Origin of the sequence: Bosea beijingensis (assembly GCF_030758975.1) — a bacterium.
GTDB classification, from domain to species: domain Bacteria; phylum Pseudomonadota; class Alphaproteobacteria; order Rhizobiales; family Beijerinckiaceae; genus Allobosea; species Allobosea beijingensis.
This window is the reverse complement of the sequence record NZ_CP132359.1, coordinates 4,826,433-4,842,809: the sequence shown is the minus strand read 5'-3', so window position 1 is coordinate 4,842,809 and position 16,377 is coordinate 4,826,433. Positions and strand designations below refer to the sequence as shown.

16 protein-coding genes are annotated in these 16,377 nt (G+C 66.2%); 10 read left to right on the top strand and 6 right to left on the bottom strand.

Annotated features, from left to right (window positions below; all coding sequences use genetic code 11):
• The first annotated feature begins 11 nt into the window (after positions 1-11).
• Positions 12-794, top strand: a complete 783-nt coding sequence (locus tag Q9235_RS23160; RefSeq protein WP_306224130.1) for an enoyl-CoA hydratase/isomerase family protein — start codon at positions 12-14, stop codon at positions 792-794.
• A gap of 380 nt (positions 795-1,174) precedes the next feature.
• On the opposite strand, the gene Q9235_RS23155 is transcribed toward Q9235_RS23160, so the two are convergent.
• Positions 1,175-2,554: a M20/M25/M40 family metallo-hydrolase gene (locus Q9235_RS23155; RefSeq protein ID WP_306224129.1), complete on the bottom strand. Its 1,380-nt coding sequence runs from the start codon at positions 2,552-2,554 to the stop codon at positions 1,175-1,177.
• Between the two features lie 201 nt (positions 2,555-2,755).
• Here Q9235_RS23155 and Q9235_RS23150 point away from each other — a divergent pair, with 201 nt between their 5' ends.
• From Q9235_RS23150 to Q9235_RS23130, 5 genes are all read left to right on the top strand, one after another.
• Positions 2,756-3,340 carry a 2'-5' RNA ligase family protein gene (locus tag Q9235_RS23150; protein ID WP_306224128.1) on the top strand — a complete coding sequence of 195 codons (585 nt, stop codon included), beginning with the start codon at positions 2,756-2,758 and terminating at the stop codon, positions 3,338-3,340.
• A gap of 118 nt (positions 3,341-3,458) precedes the next feature.
• A complete protein-coding gene (locus Q9235_RS23145; protein ID WP_306224127.1) occupies positions 3,459-4,166 on the top strand; it encodes a glutathione S-transferase N-terminal domain-containing protein in 708 nt (235 codons plus the stop codon).
• Between the two features lie 12 nt (positions 4,167-4,178).
• The gene (locus tag Q9235_RS23140; protein WP_306224126.1) at positions 4,179-4,535 is read left to right on the top strand and encodes an ArsC family reductase; all 357 of its coding nucleotides are present in this window, start codon (positions 4,179-4,181) and stop codon (positions 4,533-4,535) included.
• Between the two features lie 82 nt (positions 4,536-4,617).
• Complete coding sequence (gene tgt / locus Q9235_RS23135) at positions 4,618-5,781, top strand: tRNA guanosine(34) transglycosylase Tgt (RefSeq protein WP_306224124.1); 1,164 nt, start codon at positions 4,618-4,620, stop codon at positions 5,779-5,781.
• Entirely contained in the window at positions 5,778-6,563 is a 786-nt protein-coding gene (locus tag Q9235_RS23130; RefSeq protein WP_306224123.1) for a hypothetical protein, read from the top strand. The genes tgt and Q9235_RS23130 overlap by 4 nt, the downstream gene beginning before the upstream one ends.
• On the opposite strand, the gene Q9235_RS23125 is transcribed toward Q9235_RS23130, so the two are convergent.
• Positions 6,477-7,466: a DMT family transporter gene (locus Q9235_RS23125; protein WP_306224122.1), complete on the bottom strand. Its 990-nt coding sequence runs from the start codon at positions 7,464-7,466 to the stop codon at positions 6,477-6,479. The genes Q9235_RS23130 and Q9235_RS23125 overlap by 87 nt on opposite strands.
• A gap of 172 nt (positions 7,467-7,638) precedes the next feature.
• On the opposite strand from Q9235_RS23125, the gene Q9235_RS23120 reads away from it, so the two are divergent.
• Positions 7,639-8,274: a hypothetical protein gene (locus Q9235_RS23120; protein WP_306224121.1), complete on the top strand. Its 636-nt coding sequence runs from the start codon at positions 7,639-7,641 to the stop codon at positions 8,272-8,274.
• Between the two features lie 23 nt (positions 8,275-8,297).
• Here Q9235_RS23120 and eno read toward each other — a convergent pair whose 3' ends face one another.
• Both eno and Q9235_RS23110 read right to left on the bottom strand, forming a co-directional pair.
• Complete coding sequence (gene eno / locus Q9235_RS23115) at positions 8,298-9,581, bottom strand: phosphopyruvate hydratase (RefSeq protein ID WP_306224120.1); 1,284 nt, start codon at positions 9,579-9,581, stop codon at positions 8,298-8,300.
• Between the two features lie 201 nt (positions 9,582-9,782).
• Positions 9,783-10,106, bottom strand: coding sequence for a hypothetical protein (locus tag Q9235_RS23110; RefSeq protein WP_306224119.1), 324 nt, complete (start codon positions 10,104-10,106; stop codon positions 9,783-9,785).
• Between the two features lie 272 nt (positions 10,107-10,378).
• On the opposite strand from Q9235_RS23110, the gene queF reads away from it, so the two are divergent.
• Positions 10,379-10,834, top strand: a complete 456-nt coding sequence (gene queF, locus Q9235_RS23105) for a preQ(1) synthase (protein WP_306224118.1) — start codon at positions 10,379-10,381, stop codon at positions 10,832-10,834.
• On the opposite strand, the gene Q9235_RS23100 is transcribed toward queF, so the two are convergent.
• Both Q9235_RS23100 and kdsA read right to left on the bottom strand, forming a co-directional pair.
• A complete protein-coding gene (locus Q9235_RS23100) occupies positions 10,819-11,946 on the bottom strand; it encodes an MFS transporter (RefSeq protein WP_422678232.1) in 1,128 nt (375 codons plus the stop codon). The genes queF and Q9235_RS23100 overlap by 16 nt on opposite strands.
• A gap of 85 nt (positions 11,947-12,031) precedes the next feature.
• The gene (gene kdsA, locus Q9235_RS23095; RefSeq protein WP_306224114.1) at positions 12,032-12,904 is read right to left on the bottom strand and encodes a 3-deoxy-8-phosphooctulonate synthase; all 873 of its coding nucleotides are present in this window, start codon (positions 12,902-12,904) and stop codon (positions 12,032-12,034) included.
• A gap of 261 nt (positions 12,905-13,165) precedes the next feature.
• Between kdsA and clpS the strand changes: the two genes are divergently transcribed.
• Together clpS and clpA are read left to right on the top strand one after the other, a co-directional pair.
• Positions 13,166-13,531 (top strand): ATP-dependent Clp protease adapter ClpS, encoded by a 366-nt coding sequence (clpS, locus tag Q9235_RS23090; protein WP_422678394.1) that lies wholly within the window; start codon positions 13,166-13,168, stop codon positions 13,529-13,531.
• Positions 13,532-13,844: 313 nt separating this feature from the next.
• Positions 13,845-16,373: an ATP-dependent Clp protease ATP-binding subunit ClpA gene (gene clpA / locus Q9235_RS23085; protein ID WP_306224112.1), complete on the top strand. Its 2,529-nt coding sequence runs from the start codon at positions 13,845-13,847 to the stop codon at positions 16,371-16,373.
• Positions 16,374-16,377 lie beyond the last annotated feature (4 nt).

Below are 16,377 nucleotides of genomic sequence, written 5' to 3'. Positions count from 1 at the left end.
GGAGAGCCTGCGTGAACGACGAAATCCTGTATGCGGTCGAGGGCGGGGTCGGCACGATCACGCTCAACCGGCCCCAGGCGCGCAACGCGCTGACCTTCGCCATGTACGAGCGCATCGCCGAGATCTGCCGCGACCCGGCCGCCCATGGCGATCCACGCGTCATCGTCATGACCGGGGCGGGCGACAAGGCCTTCGCGGCGGGCACCGACATCGCGCAGTTCCGTTCCTTCTCCAGCGCCGAGGATGCGCTGGCCTATGAGGAGCGGATCGAGACGGTGATCGGCACGATCGAGAGCTGCCCGGTGCCGACGCTGGCCGCGATTTCCGGCGCCTTCACCGGCGGTGGGGCGGCGATCGGGCTCGCCTGCGACCTGCGCATCGCGACGCAGACGGCGCGTTTCGGTTTCCCGATCGCGCGCACGCTCGGCAACTGCCTGTCGATGGAGAATTACGGGCGGCTCTACGCCATTCTCGGCCCGGCGCGGGTCAAGGACATCGTCTTCACCGCGCGGCTGGTCGAGGCGGAGGAGGGGGCGCGGATCGGGCTCTATAACGAGCTGGTGCCTGACCATGAGGCGCTGATGCGCCGGGCTCGCGAGCTGGCGGAGACCATCGCCGGGCATGCGCCGCTGACGATGCGGGCGACCAAGGAAGCGATGCGTCGCCTCACCGCCGCGACCGCCGCCGGGATCGACGGCCACGACCTCGTGACGCTCTGCTACACCAGTGCCGACTTCCGCGAGGGCATGGAAGCCTTCCTCGGCAAGCGGACGCCGGATTGGCAGGGCAGGTAGCTCCTCCAGATTTTCATCGGAACCACGCCGTCATCCCGGGCGGAGCGAAGCGGAGATCCGGGATCCATTCCGGAGCGCTCCCGATGAAGGTTCCGGCATGGATCCCGAATCGGCGCCGCTGCGCGGCTTGTCCGNAACCACGCCGTCATCCCGGGCGGAGCGAAGCGGAGATCCGGGATCCATTCCGGAGCGCTCCCGATGAAGGTTCCGGCATGGATCCCGAATCGGCGCCGCTGCGCGGCTTGTCCGGGATGACCCGCGGTTTGTTTTTTTGAGCGTCATGCTCGCCCTTGTGGCGAGCATCCACGTCTTGAACACGATCGTCGCCCGGCGAAGACGTGGATGGTCGGGACAAGCCCGACCATGACGGCGAGGATCGCTCAGTCCGCCTTCCCCAACTGGCCGAGCTCGTGCAGCAGCGCCGCGCCCGTGCGAAGGCCGCTGTAGAAGCAGTCCAGCGTCATGTTCTCGTTCGGGGCGTGGTTGGCCTCGTCGTGATTGGCGTAGGGCGTCACGAAGGCCGGGATGCCCAAAATCTTGGTGAAGACGTAGTTCGGCAGGCTGCCGAAGCCGGCCGGGATCAGCAGGGGCTCTTCACCCTGGGCCGCCACGAAGGCGCGGCGCAGCGGTGCGGTATAGGGCGAGGCGATCGAGGTCTTGGAGGGCTGCATGCCCTTTTCCTCGCAGATGAACTCGACTTCGGGCGCGTGCTTTTCGACGTGCGCCCGGACCTTGCGCAGGATGTCCTCCGGGTCCTGCGCCTCGACGAGGCGGATATCGCATTTCACCAGCGCCTCGTTCGGCAGCACGGTCTTGGTGCCCGGCCCGCCATAGCCGCCATGGAAGCCGTTGATGGTCAGCGTCGGACGGAAGCAGAGGCGCTCGTAGAACGGGCGATCCGCCGGCGCGTCGAGGCGAGCGAGGCCCACACCCTTCTTGAAGGCCTCGATGTTGAGCGGCAGGCGCTCGACCGCTTCCAGCTCTTCGGCCGTCGGCGGCTCGACCGCGTCATGCAGACCCTCGATGGTGATCTCGCCCTCGGGGTTCTTCATCGTCGCGAGGAGATGGACCAGCGTCCAGATCGGGTTCGGCACGACGCCGCCGAAATTGCCGGAATGGACGTCGCGGCTGGCATGGCGGCAGCGCAGGTCGAAGGAGACGACGCCGCGCGAACCGAACTTGATCGAGGGCGCGCCGCTGGCATGGCGCGGGCCGTCGGCGGTGACGGCGAGGTCGGCCTTGAGCAGATGCGGGTTGGCGCGGACGAAGCCGGCGATGTTCGGGCTGCCGATCTCCTCCTCGCCCTCAAGCACGAGGATGACGTTGCAGGGCAATTCGCCATGGACCTTGAGATGGGATTCGATCGCGAGGATCTGGGCGAAATGCTGGCCCTTGTTGTCGCCGACGCCGCGCGCATAGAGTCGGCCGTCGCGGATTGTCGGCTCGAAGGGCGGCGAGACCCACTTGTCGAGCGGGTCCGGCGGCTGCACGTCGTAATGGCCGTAGAGCAGCACGGTCGGCTTGCCCGGCGCCTTTTCCCAGCGCGCGACGACGACCGGGTGTCCCTCGGTCGGGATCAGGCTGGTCTCGAGGCCGATCTCGGTCAGCAGGTCGACGAGCAGCAGGCCGACCTCGGCGATCCCGATATTCTCGGCGCTGATGCTGGGGTGGCGCAGATAGGCGATGAGCCGGTCGAGGAAGGCGCTGCGATTGGTTTCGATATGGTCGAAGACCGCGGCGAGTGCGTCTGAGGAAGCCATGACGATGCCTGACAGGAGAGGAATCCGTGCCGCCCGCCAAGCGGGGGCGCAAGTGGCAGCCGTGCGGCTGCCGAAGGCAGCCTAGACGCGGGGTCTGTGGTGCTCAAGCGCGGGCAGGGCTGTTGCGGCGACTGGCAGCCCCGCGATTTTCGCTGGGCAGTTTGCGGCTTGTATTGTTCTTGTTTTGTTCTATGATGAGATATGCAGCTCATTCTCGACCTCAACGGTGGGCGAGAGTTCCGGCCGCGCAAAGGCGGTCGGCCGCCCCGCTATTTCTTCGCGCTCCTTCCGGATGCGGATGTCGAACCGCAGATTCACGGATTGGCGCAAACCCTGCACGATCGGCTTCGCCCCATGAAGCCACCGCGTGGCTTGGGCAAATATCATGTGACCTTACGTGGAATTGCGGTGCCCGATGGGCCGTTCGGGCAGACCGTCGAGATGGCACGCACGATTGCAAAGGAGATTCAAAAGACTTCCTTCGCAGTCAAACTCAACCAGGGGGCGAGTTTCGGTGCCGCGCCGAAACATGCTTTCTCACTGACGACGTGGGAGGACTTGCCCGGAGTCAACGGCTTGTCAGTCTCTCTTGATGGAGCCTTACGGCGGGCCGGGATCAAGACTGACAAGCAGAAATTCTGGCCACACGTGACCATATTCTATGATCGAATTACGCGCCCGCCCATCGATGTGCCGGCGTTGCACTGGCAAGTGCGAGAGTTCTTCCTGATCGAGAGTATCGACCGCAGGCCCTATCAGATTCTGGGCTCCTGGCCGCTCGGCTGACGTCCATGCAGCCTTGCAAGGCCGCTTTGCGGCAATCGAGGGCGTGCGCCGTTGCTTTGGGCGCGGCCGGCTCTATCGTCTGCGGCCGAAGCCTCATCCGATTCAGACGGAGCCTTTCATGGCCGATCTCTCCGCTTTCCCGATCACCAAGCGCTGGCCGGCAGCGCATCCCGACCGCATCCAGCTCTATTCGCTGCCGACGCCCAATGGCGTGAAGGTCTCGATCGCGCTGGAGGAGCTGGAGCTGCCCTATGAGCCGCATCTCATCGATATCGGCAAGAACGAGACCTGGGGGCCAGAATTCCTGTCGCTGAACCCCAACGGCAAGATCCCGGCGATCATCGATCCCAACGGCCCGGATGGAAAGCCGATGGGCCTGTGGGAATCCGGCGCGATCCTGCTCTATCTCGCGGAGAAGACCGGCAAGCTCCTGCCGAAGGACCCCGCCACCCGCTACGAGACCATCCAGTGGGTGTTTTTCCAGATGGCGGCGATCGGCCCGATGTTCGGCCAGCTCGGCTTCTTCCATAAATTTGCCGGCCGCGAATACGAGGACAAGCGCCCGCGCGACCGCTACGCCAACGAGAGCAAGCGCCTGCTCGGCGTGCTGGAAGATCGGCTCGCGAGCCGTACCTGGATCATGGGCGACGACTACAGCATCGCCGATATCGCGATCCTCGGCTGGGTGCGCAATCTCGTCGGTTTCTACGGCGCGGGCGAGCTCGTCGACTATGCGAAGCTGACGCATGTGCCGATCTGGCTGGAGCGCTGCCTGTCGCGCCCGGCCGTGCAGCGCGGCCTCGACAGCCCGAAGCGCCCGGCCTGAAAGGTTCGCGACGTGGCTATCACGATCTACGGCATCAAGAACTGCGACACGATGAAGAAGGCGCGCACCTGGCTCGACGGCCATGGTGTAACTGTGGCGTTCCATGACTACAAGGCGAGCGGGATCGACAAGGCTTCGCTCGAACGCTGGGTCAAGGAGCACGGCTGGGAGACGGTGCTGAACCGCGCCGGGACGACCTTCCGCGCGCTGCCCGATGCCGAGAAGCAGGGGCTCGATGCGGGCAAGGCGATCGCGCTGATGCTGGCGCAGCCCTCGATGATCAAGCGGCCGGTGCTCGACCTGGGCAAAGGCAAGACGATCGTCGGCTTCAAGCCGGAGGTCTACGCGGCGGCGGTGGCGAAGGGCTGAGGCCCGCCCATGACGGCGGCGAACGGCCATCCGGCGCGCGGGTCTCTTCCCTAAACCCGCGCGCTGCTCTACCTCGCAGGCCATGACCGTTCAGCCCCATCCCGCGCAGCCCGAACTCGCTGCCACTCCCGAATTCACCTTCAAGGTCGCGGCCCGCGACGGCGCCGCGCGCACCGGCGCGATCAGCATGCCGCGCGGCGTCATCCGCACGCCGGCCTTCATGCCGGTCGGTACCGCCGCGACGGTCAAGGGCATGTATCCCGATCAGGTGAGGGCGCTCGGCGCCGATGTCGTGCTCGGCAACACCTATCACCTGATGCTGCGGCCCGGCGCCGAGCGCGTCGCGCGGCTCGGCGGCCTGCACAAGTTCATGAACTGGCCGCATCCGATCCTGACGGATTCGGGCGGGTTCCAGGTGATGTCGCTGTCGCAGCTCCGGAAGTTGACCGAGGAGGGCGTGACCTTCCGCTCCCATATCGACGGCTCGAAGCATGTGCTCACCCCGGAGCGCTCAGTCGAGATCCAGAACCTGCTCGGTTCCGATATCGTCATGCAGCTCGACGAATGCGTGGCGCTGCCCTGCGAGGAGAAGGTCGCGGAGAAGGCGATGCGCCTGTCGCTGCGCTGGGCCGAGCGCTGCAAGACGGCATTCGGCGACCATCCGGGGCGGGCGCTGTTCGGCATCGTGCAGGGCGGAGACGTGCCGCATCTGCGCGTCGAGAGCGCGCGTGAGCTCGCCGCCATGGACCTCAAGGGCTATGCGGTCGGCGGATTGGCCGTCGGCGAGCCGCAGGACGTGATGCTGGCGATGATCGATACGGTCGAGCCGCATCTGCCGCAGGAGAAGCCGCGCTACCTGATGGGCGTCGGCACGCCCGACGACATCGTGAAATCGGTCGCACGGGGCATCGACATGTTCGACTGCGTGATGCCGACGCGGGCCGGCCGCCACGGCCAGATCTTCACCCGCTTCGGCCGGATGAACCTGAAGAACGCCAAGCATGCCGAGGACCCGCGCCCGGTCGACGAGCAGTCCTCCTGCCCGGCCGCCAATGGCTGGTCGCGCGCCTATCTGCACCATCTCGTCAAGGCCGAGGAGATGCTCGGCAAGATGCTGCTGACCTGGGTCAACCTCGCCTATTACCAGGACCTGATGGCCGGCCTGCGCGCCGCGATCGCCGCCGGGCGGCTCGACGATTTCATCGCCGAGACCAAGGAAGGCTGGGAGAGGGGCGAGCCGGCTTGAGCATGGGCCTCGCCCTGCTGCCTCTCAAGATGGCGCTCGCGGCCTGCGTGGTCGTGAGCTGCTCGATGCTGGCCGAACGGGCCGGGCCGCTAATGGCGGCGATGATCGCGACCTTGCCGATCTCGCTGGGGCCGGTTCTCGTTTTTCTGGCGCTGGACCATGGGCCGGACTTCATCGCGGGCGCGGCGCTCGGCACGATGAACGCCAACGCGACCCATGCCAGCTTCGTGCTGAGTTATGTGCTGCTCGCCCAGCGCCATGGCGTGGTCGCCTCCCTCGGCGGAGCGCTTGCGATCTGGGCGGTGCTGCTGCTGGGGCTTCGCAGCATGGCGCTGACGGTTGTTCCGCTCACCGTGCTGACCGTGCTTGCCCTGTTCGTCGTACACCAATTGGTGCGCCCCTATCTCAAGGTGCGCGCCAGGCCGCCGGCCGGCATCTCACGCTATGCGATTCCCGTCCGTGCCGCTTGCGTCGCGGCGCTGGTCGGGGTCGTGACCGGCCTCAGCGAGCGCGTCGGTCCGCAATGGTCCGGCATTCTCGCCGGCCTGCCGATCATCCTCTCCAGCCTCATCATCATCCTGCATACCCGGGCCGGCGGCCGGGCTGCGGCGGCGGTCATCGGCAGCAGCGCGCTCGGATTGCTGGGTGCCGGGCTGGGGTTGGCGGCAGTGCATCTTGCCGCCGTGCCCTGGGGCTCATGGTCGGCGCTGGGCCTCGGCCTCGCCATCGCGGTCATCTGGAACCTGATCCTGCTTGGGCTGGCGCGCCGGTCGGCGCCATGACGCGACGAACAGGCCGCCGATGATCAGCACGATGCCGGCGAGCTGGAGCGAGGACGGGATTTCGCTCAGGATCGGGATTGCCAGCAGCGTACCGGTGACCGGAATCAAGGGCGGGAAACGTCCGACCACGGACGGTCCGAGCACATGCGCGGCCCAGCCCCAGACCCAGAGCCCGACGATGACGTTGAGCACGCCCTGATTGAAGCCGTGGAGCACCAGCACCCACCAGGGCGCGACGTCGAAACCGCGGAAATAAAACAGGAAATAGATAGGCAGGTAGACCAGCGACAGCACCGAGACGATCGCCGTCGCCTTGAGGCCGTCGACCTGCCAGCGCTGGATCATCAGGGGATAGAAGCCCCAGAGCAGGCCGACACCGAGGAAGCAGAGATCGCCGCGCAGCGTCATGGCGCTGGCGCCGGCGCTGCCGGCGATGCCGAGGCAGACGAGGCCGGCGAGCACACCGGCGATGCCGATCATCAGGCGCCCGGTCAGCGCGGCGCCGAACATCACCACGGAGCCGATGATGCCGATCAGCGTCACCGTGCCCGGCCCGATCGTCGCGCCATGGGCGGCGGGTGCCATGGTGAGGCCGGTCAGCATCAGATAGGTCATCGGGAAGCCGCTGCTCAGCGTCAGCCAGAGGCCACGCTTCCAGCCGACACCGCCGCAGGACGCGAGGCCGGGCCGCAGGAAGATCGGCAGGAGCAACAGGCCGGCAGTCGCGAAGCGCAGCGCCATCAAGTCATGCTGGGTCAATCCGTTCAGGACGGCGTGGCGGCTGATGACGAAATTGGAGCCGTATATCAGCACGGCCAGCAGCATGCCCAAGGCCGCGAGGCGCTTGCGACGGCGCACCCTCGCATCCGTCTCGAGCATGGCGGCGGGGGTGATCTGGTCCATTGCCCCTCTCTAGCGCCGGGCGGGCGAGCCGGTTACGGGCCGGCGCGCATGGCGCCCGCGCGTACGGCGGCAGATCGTATTTGCGCCCCGTTTCGGCCCTGCTGGTGCCCAGACGCGGCGGCTTCCTGACGCCGCAAGATGCGAAGGGGCGCAGTGATGCGGAGCGCAACCGATGTCGAAGGATTCTGATTTTCCCGTGCCAGCCAACATGGCTGCGCGGTTGGGGAGCGACCTGCTGCTGTCGCTGGGCATCGCCACGGCCACGGCGCTGCTCGTGATGGTGCCGACTTTGATGTCCGATGCTGCGCCCGAACGTGCTGTGGCGCCAACGCTGACCCTTTTGCGCGACGGCAAGATCTCAGATCGCCTTGCGGATGTCGGACAGGCCGGTGAGGGAGAGTTCGCTGCCGAGCGTCCGCTTACGCCCGCGACGCTGGCGATGCCGATGGTGCTCGCCTGGCCGGAACAGGGTGACTGGACGCCGCCGCAGATCGTCGCGCAGGCGAAGGCTCCGGCCGCAGCCAGCGCCGTCGCGCTGCCGCCGCGTCGACTCGCGGTGCTATCCGAGAAGAGGGGGCAGGGATCGGCCGCGCCGCTGGTGATCCTGCCCCCCGTGGCCATGAGCGTCGTCGATACGGATCAGACGACGGGAGTTCCAAGTGGCGAGGCTGCCGATTCATCCCTGCGGCAGTACGTCGTCGCACCGGCGATGAAGGTCGTCGATGCGGTGTCCGGCGCGGCCGGAAGCGTGCAGGCGGCAGGATCATGGACCCTGACGCAGGCGAACGGCCTGCTGCCGCGCTGGTGAGCGCGGCAGCCTGAACCTATCGATCAGGCCAGCGCCTTCAGGGCGCTACGGCCGGCATAGATCGCCTGCGCGCCCAGTTCCTCCTCGATGCGCAGGAGCTGGTTGTACTTCGCGGTCCGGTCCGAACGGGCGAGCGAGCCGGTCTTGATCTGCCCGCAATTGGTGGCGACGGCGAGGTCGGCGATGGTCGAATCCTCGGTCTCGCCGGAGCGGTGCGACATCACGGCGGTGTAGCCGGCGCGCTGCGCCATCTCGACGGCGGCGAGGGTCTCGGTCAGCGAGCCGATCTGGTTGACCTTGACCAGGATCGAGTTCGCCGTCTTCGTCCTGATGCCCTGCGACAGGCGCGTGACGTTGGTGACGAAGAGATCGTCGCCGACGAGCTGGCACTTCGAGCCGACGAGATCGGTCAGCGCCTTCCAGCCCTCCCAGTCATCCTCGGCCATGCCGTCCTCGATCGAGACGATCGGGTAGTTGCCAACGAGCTTGGCGAGGTACTTGGCCTGCGCCTTGGGATCGCGGGTCTTGCGCTCGCCTTCGTAGACATAGGCGCCGTCCTTGAAGAACTCGGTCGCGGCGCAGTCGAGCGCCAGAGCGACATCCTGGCCGGGCTTGTAGCCGGCGGTCTCGATCGCCTGCATGACGAAATCGAGCGCAGCTTCCGCCGACTTGATGTTCGGGGCGAAGCCGCCCTCGTCGCCGACATTGGTGTTGTGGCCGGCGTCGTGCAGCTTCTTCTTCAGGGTGTGGAAGATCTCCGCGCCCATGCGCAGGCCTTCGGCGAAGGAGGGCGCGCCGATCGGCATCACCATGAATTCCTGGAAGTCGATCGGGTTGTCGGCATGGGCGCCGCCATTGACGATGTTCATCATCGGCACGGGCAGGACGCGGGCCGAGGTGCCGCCGACATAGCGGTAGAGCGGCAGGCCGGAGGCTTCGGCCGCGGCCTTGGCGACGGCGAGCGAGACGCCGAGGATGGCGTTGGCGCCAAGCTTCGACTTGTTGGGGGTGCCGTCGAGATCGATCATCACCTGGTCGATCGCGGTCTGGTCCTCGGCGTCCATGGCGACGATCGCCTCGGCGATGGCGACGTTGACCGCTTCGACCGCCTTGAGCACGCCCTTGCCGAGATAGCGCGACTTGTCGCCGTCGCGCAGCTCCACCGCTTCATGTGCGCCGGTCGAGGCGCCCGACGGAACGGCGGCGCGGCCCATCGAGCCGTCTTCAAGCACGACATCGACCTCGACCGTCGGATTGCCGCGGGAATCGAGGATCTGGCGTCCGATGATGTCGATGATCGCGGTCATGGCAGGCTCCGTGAGAGGCGGGGCGAATGAATAGGGCGCTTCTAGCCAAGAGCCTGTCGCGGGGAAAGCCTCAATCCGCATGACCTTGACGACGCGGCAGCGGCTCGATGGCGCGCAGCTTGCGGATTTGCCGGGCATTCCGACGCTTCGTCCCATCGGGAAACGATTATGTTCCAGACCATGCCTGACCGCCGCCGGCCGTCACTCACCTCTGTCCTGTTCTGGTCCGGCCTGACCGTCCTGTGGTGGGCGGGGCTGTGCCTCCTCGCGGGGCGGCCGGTCTGGTTCTGGTAGTTCCTGTCCCTCTTCGGGCAGGGCGAGATATCCGCCGAGCAGGAAGCCGGCCTGTAGCGCAAAGAGATAGCCGATCCAGACGAGGGCGACGAACAGACCGAGCTCACCGCGGATGATCCAGGTCGGAAAGGCGATGAGCGTGACCGCAGCGCTGGCGAGAAGGATTGCCGGATAGCCGCGGGACAGGCCGATCAGAAGGCCGATCAGGAATAAAATGCCGGCAATGATCATATAGCTCGGTCTAGGATTCTGATTTCATGAAATCGACCTAGATTGTACGGGACGATCACGCAAACAAGCGTGTGGAAGATCGAGAAATATTTAAGAAAACTATTGGGTTCAATCGTATAAAATTTGACTATTCAACTGAATATTCCATTTGCGATCGGGCTTAGGGCATCGCCGCTTCATGTCGAGCCCGCGCTGTGCAGTGTGCGAAACGGCGGCAGTTCACAGATCGGCCGGAGATGCTCTAGAACCCCGCCCAAATCCAGGAGCATCCCATGACCATCGACGCCTCGACCTTGCAGCTCGGCCAGAGCAGCGCCTTGCCGACCTCGCCGGAAGAAGCACGGCTCGACCGCGTGCCAAATGTGCATGCCGGCACGAATTATCTCGCCCGCTTCACCTGCCCGGAATTCACCTCGATCTGCCCGGTCACCGGTCAGCCGGATTTCGGCATCCTCGTCATCGACTATCTGCCGGGCCAGTGGCTGGTGGAGTCGAAGTCGCTGAAGCTCTATCTCGCCTCGTTCCGCAACCACGGCGCCTTCCACGAGGATTGCACCGTCGGCATCGGCAAGCGGCTGGTCGACCTGCTGGAGCCGGAATGGTTCCGCATCGGCGGCTACTGGTATCCGCGCGGCGGCATCCCGATCGACGTGTTCTGGCAGACGGGGGAGCCGCCCAAGGGCCTGTGGCTGCCTGACCAGGGCGTCGCGCCCTATCGCGGCCGCTGAGCTTCCGCCGCGCCGAGCATCGGCAGGATGCGCGGCGCGGCAATGCCGAGCAACCCGATCCCGACAGCGAAGAGGGTGATGGCGCCGGTCGTGCCGAACACGTGGAGCGCGGTGCCCATCAGCACGGGGCCGAGTGCGTGGCCGGCGAACAGCGAGCAGGCGAAGAGAGAGACGGCCGAGCCACGGGCGCCGGGCGCGAGTTCGGTGGCCTGGGCCTGGAACGTGCCGTGCATCAGGAAGAAACCGAAGCCGTTGACCACGAAGAACGGCACGGCGGTCCACCACGGCAGGAAGGGCAGCGCAAACAGCCCGTAGCCGATCGCCATCAGGACTCCGCCGACAACCGGCATGCGGGCAGGGCCGATCCGGTCGACCAGGATACGGGTCGAGAGGCCGTAGATCAGCCCGCCGATGCCCGTTCCCGCGATGACCAGCCCGGCGAGCGACGGGCCGATGCCGGCCCGCTCCTGCAGGATCGCCGCGACGAAGGGAGGCATGCCGAAGATGAGGCTGCCCTCGGTGATCACCAGCGCATAGAGGAGCTTCGAGCGCGGGTTCGAGAACACGGCCGCGTAGCTCGCGACCGCTCCCCCCAGGGTCGGACGGCGGCGCACCGCATCGGCGCGCGGCCGCATCGTCAGGCTCAGCATCAGAAAGGCGAGCGCGGCAATGCCGGCTGCCATCAGGAAGACGCCACGCCAGCCGAGATATTCGGCGATCACGCCGGAACAGGCGGCGCCGGCCATCTGGCCGAAGATCATGATGACGGTGAAGCGGCCGAGCGTGATCTGACGCTGCGCCATGGTCGCCCGGTCGCCGATCGCCGCCATCGCGATCGGGATGATCCCGCCGGCGACGATGCCGCTGGCGGCGCGCAGCGCGAGCAAGGTCTCGAAGCTCGGCGCGAAGGAGCAGGCGGCAGACAGCAGGACCAGAAGGGCGAGGCAGGTGCCGATCGTGCGGATCTTGCCGATCGCGTCGGCGATGGGGCCGAGGATCGGCTGCCCGAAAGCGTAAGAGAACGAGAAAGCCGTCGCCATCACCGCGACCTGCGCGATCGATCGGCCGAAATGAGCGGCGAGCGTCGGGACCAGCGGATCGATAAGCCGCATGGTGAAGGTCGAGGCGAATCCGCAGGCCCCCAGGACGAGGACAAGCGTTCTGAGCGATGTCTCAGATGGGGCGGGCGAAACCGGTTCAGACATAGGCGACGGCCGTCGGGGCCGTGCGCGACTTGGCCAGGCGGTCGAAGCCCTGAAGCTCGGCGATCAAGCCCTTGAACTCGGAGAGCGGCACCATGTTGGGACCGTCCGAGGGCGCCTTGTCGGGATCGGGATGGGTCTCGATGAACAGACCGGCGACGCCGACCGCGACCGCGGCGCGCGACAAGACCGGCACGAACTCGCGCTGTCCGCCGGTCGAGGCGCCCTTGCCGCCGGGCTGCTGCACCGAATGGGTCGCGTCGAAGATCACGGGGGCGCCGATCTCGGCCATGGTCGGCAGCGCACGCATGTCGGAAACCAGCGTGTTGTAGCCGAAGGAGGCGCCGCGCTCGGTCAGCATCACGTTCGGATTGCCGCTCTCGGTCACCTTGGCTGCGACATTGATCATGTCCCAGGGGGCGAGGAACTGGCCCTTCTTGACGTTGACGACGCGCCCGGTCTTCGCGGCGGCGACGAGCAGATCTGTCTGGCGGCAGAGGAAGGCCGGAATCTGGAGGATGTCGACGACTTCGGCCACGGGCGCGCACTGGTCGGCCTCGTGGACGTCGGTCACGACCGGCAGGCCGGTGCGCTCGCGGATTTCGGCATAGACGGGCAGGCCAGCCTTCATTCCCATGCCGCGGGCGCCCTTGACGCTGGTCCGGTTGGCCTTGTCGAAGGACGCCTTGAAGACGAGGCCGATCTTCAGTTCGTCTGCGATCTCCTTCAGCGCCAGCGCGCATTCGAGCGCGTGGTCGCGGCTTTCCATCTGGCAGGGACCGGCGATCAGGGCGAGCGGCAGCGCATTGCCGAAGCGCACGGGGCGGGCGAGATCCTCGCCGATGGTCACGATGGCGTTGGGAGTCATGGCAGCGTCCTTGTCCAGCGGGCCGCCGGGCTTATGTCCGTGAACCCTGTCGGGTCAAGTCAGGATGGTCCTGCGGAGAGCGGATCGGCCATGTTTGCTGCGAACGGGCTGGCGAAGCGGGAGCGAGGTCTGTAAATTCACAGGCGAAGCACTATCTCGGGTGGCGATGCAGGATCGATGGATACGGCGCGGACGGGAATGATGCAGTCAGGCCAGGACAAGGCAAGGCAGGCAGGGCGTCCGGTGCGCGCGGGCGGTGGATTGGCCATGGCCGATCGCCCCAAGCGCGGCCAGCCGCCTAACGATGGCGGCGGGCGCGAAGGCAATGGGCGCGAGGGCAGCGGCACTGCGGTCCTTACCCGGACGCGGACGCGCAAGCCCAATCTCTACCGCGTCCTGCTGCTCAACGACGACTACACCCCGATGGAGTTCGTCGTTCACGTTCTGGAGCGGTTCTTCAACAAGGACCGCTCCGAGGCCACGCAGATCATGATGCATGTGCATCAGAACGGCGTCGGCGAATGCGGCGTCTTTACCTACGAAGTCGCCGAGACCAAGGTTACGCTCGTCATGGATCTGGCGCGCAAGCACATGCATCCGCTGCAATGCGTGATGGAGAAGAAATAGGGTTTGCCCTCAGCATGGACATCGTTTCGATCGAGCCAAAACGGCCGAGAGCCAGGAGGAGCCCGCCGCCCGATGCCCCAGGCATCGGGCAAGGGACCGACACAGCTATCGTCCGTTTTCGCTCGACCCCGCAGGGGCGCGGGCCTTTTGGGCGGCGGGTGCGTCGCGCGACCTTGCAAACCGGACGGTTTGCTGCGGCCACGCTCCTGCCCGCCGACCAAAATGCCCTGCGTCGAAACGGTGTCCATGCTGAGGGCAAACCCTTAGCCTTGGGTTCGATAGTCCATTCGGAAATCAGATAGGAGCGCGCCCCTTGCCGAGTTTCTCGCGCAGTCTCGAACAGGCGCTTCACCGGGCTCTGGCTCTGGCCAACGAGCGCCGTCACGAATACGCCACCCTCGAACACCTCCTGCTCGCGCTGGTCGACGACCAGGACGCGGCGGCGGTGATGCGCGCCTGCAGCGTCGATCTCGACCTGCTCAGGCGCAATCTGGTCGATTACATCGACGCGGAATTGACCAATCTCGTCACCGACGGACGTGACGATTCCAAGCCGACCGCCGGCTTCCAGCGCGTCATCCAGCGCGCGGTGATCCATGTCCAGTCCTCGGGCCGCGAGGAGGTGACCGGCGCGAACGTGCTCGTCGCGATGTTCGCCGAGCGTGAGAGCCACGCCGCGTACTTCCTGCAAGAGCAGGACATGACCCGCTACGACGCGGTCAACTACATAAGCCACGGCATCGCCAAGCGTCCCGGCGCCAGCGAGAGCCGGCCTGTCCGTGGGTCCGAGGAGGAGGGCGAGCCGCAGCGCGAGCAGCGCTCCGAACAGGGCCAGCCCGAGGACAAGGACAAGAAGAAGAAGGAAAGCGCGCTCGACGCTTACTGCGTCAACCTCAACCGCAAGGCGAGGGACGGGCGCATCGATCCGCTGATCGGCCGCGAGGCCGAGGTGCAGCGCACGATTCAGATCCTGTGCCGCCGCCAGAAGAACAATCCGCTGCTGGTCGGCGACCCCGGCGTCGGCAAGACCGCGATCGCCGAGGGCCTCGCGCTCAAGATCACGCGCGGCGAGGTGCCCGAGGTGCTGGAGGACGCGACTGTCTTCTCGCTCGACATGGGCACGCTCTTGGCCGGGACGCGCTATCGCGGCGATTTCGAGGAACGCCTCAAGCAGGTGATGAAGGAGATCGAGCAGCACCCGAAGGCGATCATGTTCATCGACGAGATCCATACGGTGATCGGCGCCGGTGCGACCTCGGGCGGCGCGATGGACGCCTCGAACCTGCTCAAGCCCGCGCTGGCCTCGGGCTCGCTGCGCTGCATCGGCTCGACTACCTACAAGGAATACCGCCAGTATTTCGAGAAGGACCGGGCGCTGGTGCGCCGCTTCCAGAAGATCGACGTCAACGAGCCGTCCGTGCCGGACACGATCGAGATCCTCAAGGGGCTGAAGCCCTATTTCGAGGAGTTCCACAAGCTGCGCTACACCAACGACGCCATCAAGGCGGCGGTGGAGCTCTCGGCGCGCTACATCCATGATCGCAAGCTGCCGGACAAGGCGATCGACGTGATCGACGAGACCGGCGCCTCGCAGATGCTGGTGACCGAGTCGAAGCGCAAGAAGACGATCGGCGTGAAGGAGATCGAGGCGGCGATCGCGACCATGGCGCGCATCCCGGCCAAGACCGTCTCCAAGGACGATGCCGAGGTGCTGCGCAATCTCGAGACCACGCTGAAGCGCACGGTCTACGGCCAGGAGAAGGCGATCGAGGCGCTGTCCTCCTCGATCAAGCTGGCACGAGCCGGCCTGCGCGACGGCGAGAAGCCGATCGGCTGCTATCTCTTCGCCGGCCCGACCGGCGTCGGCAAGACCGAGGTCGCGCGGCAACTCGCGTCCTCGCTCGGCGTCGAGCTGATCCGCTTCGACATGTCGGAATACATGGAGCGCCACACCGTCTCGCGGTTGATCGGCGCGCCTCCGGGCTATGTCGGCTTCGACCAGGGCGGGCTCCTGACCGACCAGATCGACCAGCATCCGCATAGCGTGCTGCTGCTCGACGAGATCGAGAAGGCCCATCCCGACCTGTTCAACATCCTCCTGCAGGTGATGGACCACGGCAAGCTGACCGACAATAACGGCAAGCAGGTCGATTTCAGGAACGTCATCCTGATCATGACGACCAATGCCGGCGCCGCCGACATGGCCCGCAACGCCTATGGCTTCACCCGGACCAAGCGCGAGGGCGACGACACCGAGGCGATCAACAAGCTGTTCGCGCCGGAATTCCGCAACCGGCTCGACTCGGTCATCTCCTTCGGCCATCTGCCGAAGACGGTGGTCGCCCGCGTCGTCGACAAGTTCGTGCTGCAGCTTGAGGCGCAGCTCGCCGACCGCAACGTCACCATCGAGCTTTCGGACGAGGCGCGCGAATGGCTGGTCGATAACGGCTATGACGAGGCGATGGGCGCTCGCCCGATGGCCCGGCTGATCCAGCAGACGATCAAGACGCCGCTCGCCGACGAGGTGCTGTTCGGGCGCCTCAAGAACGGCGGCGCGGTCAAGGTCGTCGTCGTCCAGTCCGAGACCGGCATCAAGGTGCTCGGCCTCGAGTTCCCGGACGGGCCGGCCAGGCCCAAGCCGGAGAAGGATGTCGAAGCTGCCACGGCCAAGCGCGTGCCGAAGTCGCGCGCGAAAGCTGCGGCTGCCGGAAAAACGACCAAGACTCCGCCGCGGCGAGCGCCTAAAGGTGGCGGCAATCCCGATGGAACGGGTGGTGGTTCGCCGAAGGCTTCAGCCAAGGGCGTCCGCACCGTGCCGAAGGTTCCGCTGACGAAGGCCTGAGAAC

Excerpts from the sequence above, each read along its gene's own strand:
- Q9235_RS23155 (WP_306224129.1), bottom strand. The coding sequence starts at position 2,554 with ATGGCTTCCTCAGACGCACTCGCCGCGGTCTTCGACCATATCGAAACC.
- Q9235_RS23150 (WP_306224128.1), top strand. The coding sequence starts at position 2,756 with ATGCAGCTCATTCTCGACCTCAACGGTGGGCGAGAGTTCCGGCCGCGC.
- Q9235_RS23145 (WP_306224127.1), top strand. The coding sequence starts at position 3,459 with ATGGCCGATCTCTCCGCTTTCCCGATCACCAAGCGCTGGCCGGCAGCG.
- tgt (WP_306224124.1), top strand. The coding sequence starts at position 4,618 with ATGACCGTTCAGCCCCATCCCGCGCAGCCCGAACTCGCTGCCACTCCC.
- Q9235_RS23125 (WP_306224122.1), bottom strand. The coding sequence starts at position 7,466 with ATGGACCAGATCACCCCCGCCGCCATGCTCGAGACGGATGCGAGGGTG.
- Q9235_RS23120 (WP_306224121.1), top strand. The coding sequence starts at position 7,639 with ATGTCGAAGGATTCTGATTTTCCCGTGCCAGCCAACATGGCTGCGCGG.
- eno (WP_306224120.1), bottom strand. The coding sequence starts at position 9,581 with ATGACCGCGATCATCGACATCATCGGACGCCAGATCCTCGATTCCCGC.
- Q9235_RS23110 (WP_306224119.1), bottom strand. The coding sequence starts at position 10,106 with ATGATCATTGCCGGCATTTTATTCCTGATCGGCCTTCTGATCGGCCTG.
- queF (WP_306224118.1), top strand. The coding sequence starts at position 10,379 with ATGACCATCGACGCCTCGACCTTGCAGCTCGGCCAGAGCAGCGCCTTG.
- Q9235_RS23100 (WP_422678232.1), bottom strand. The coding sequence starts at position 11,946 with ATGCGGCTTATCGATCCGCTGGTCCCGACGCTCGCCGCTCATTTCGGC.
- kdsA (WP_306224114.1), bottom strand. The coding sequence starts at position 12,904 with ATGACTCCCAACGCCATCGTGACCATCGGCGAGGATCTCGCCCGCCCC.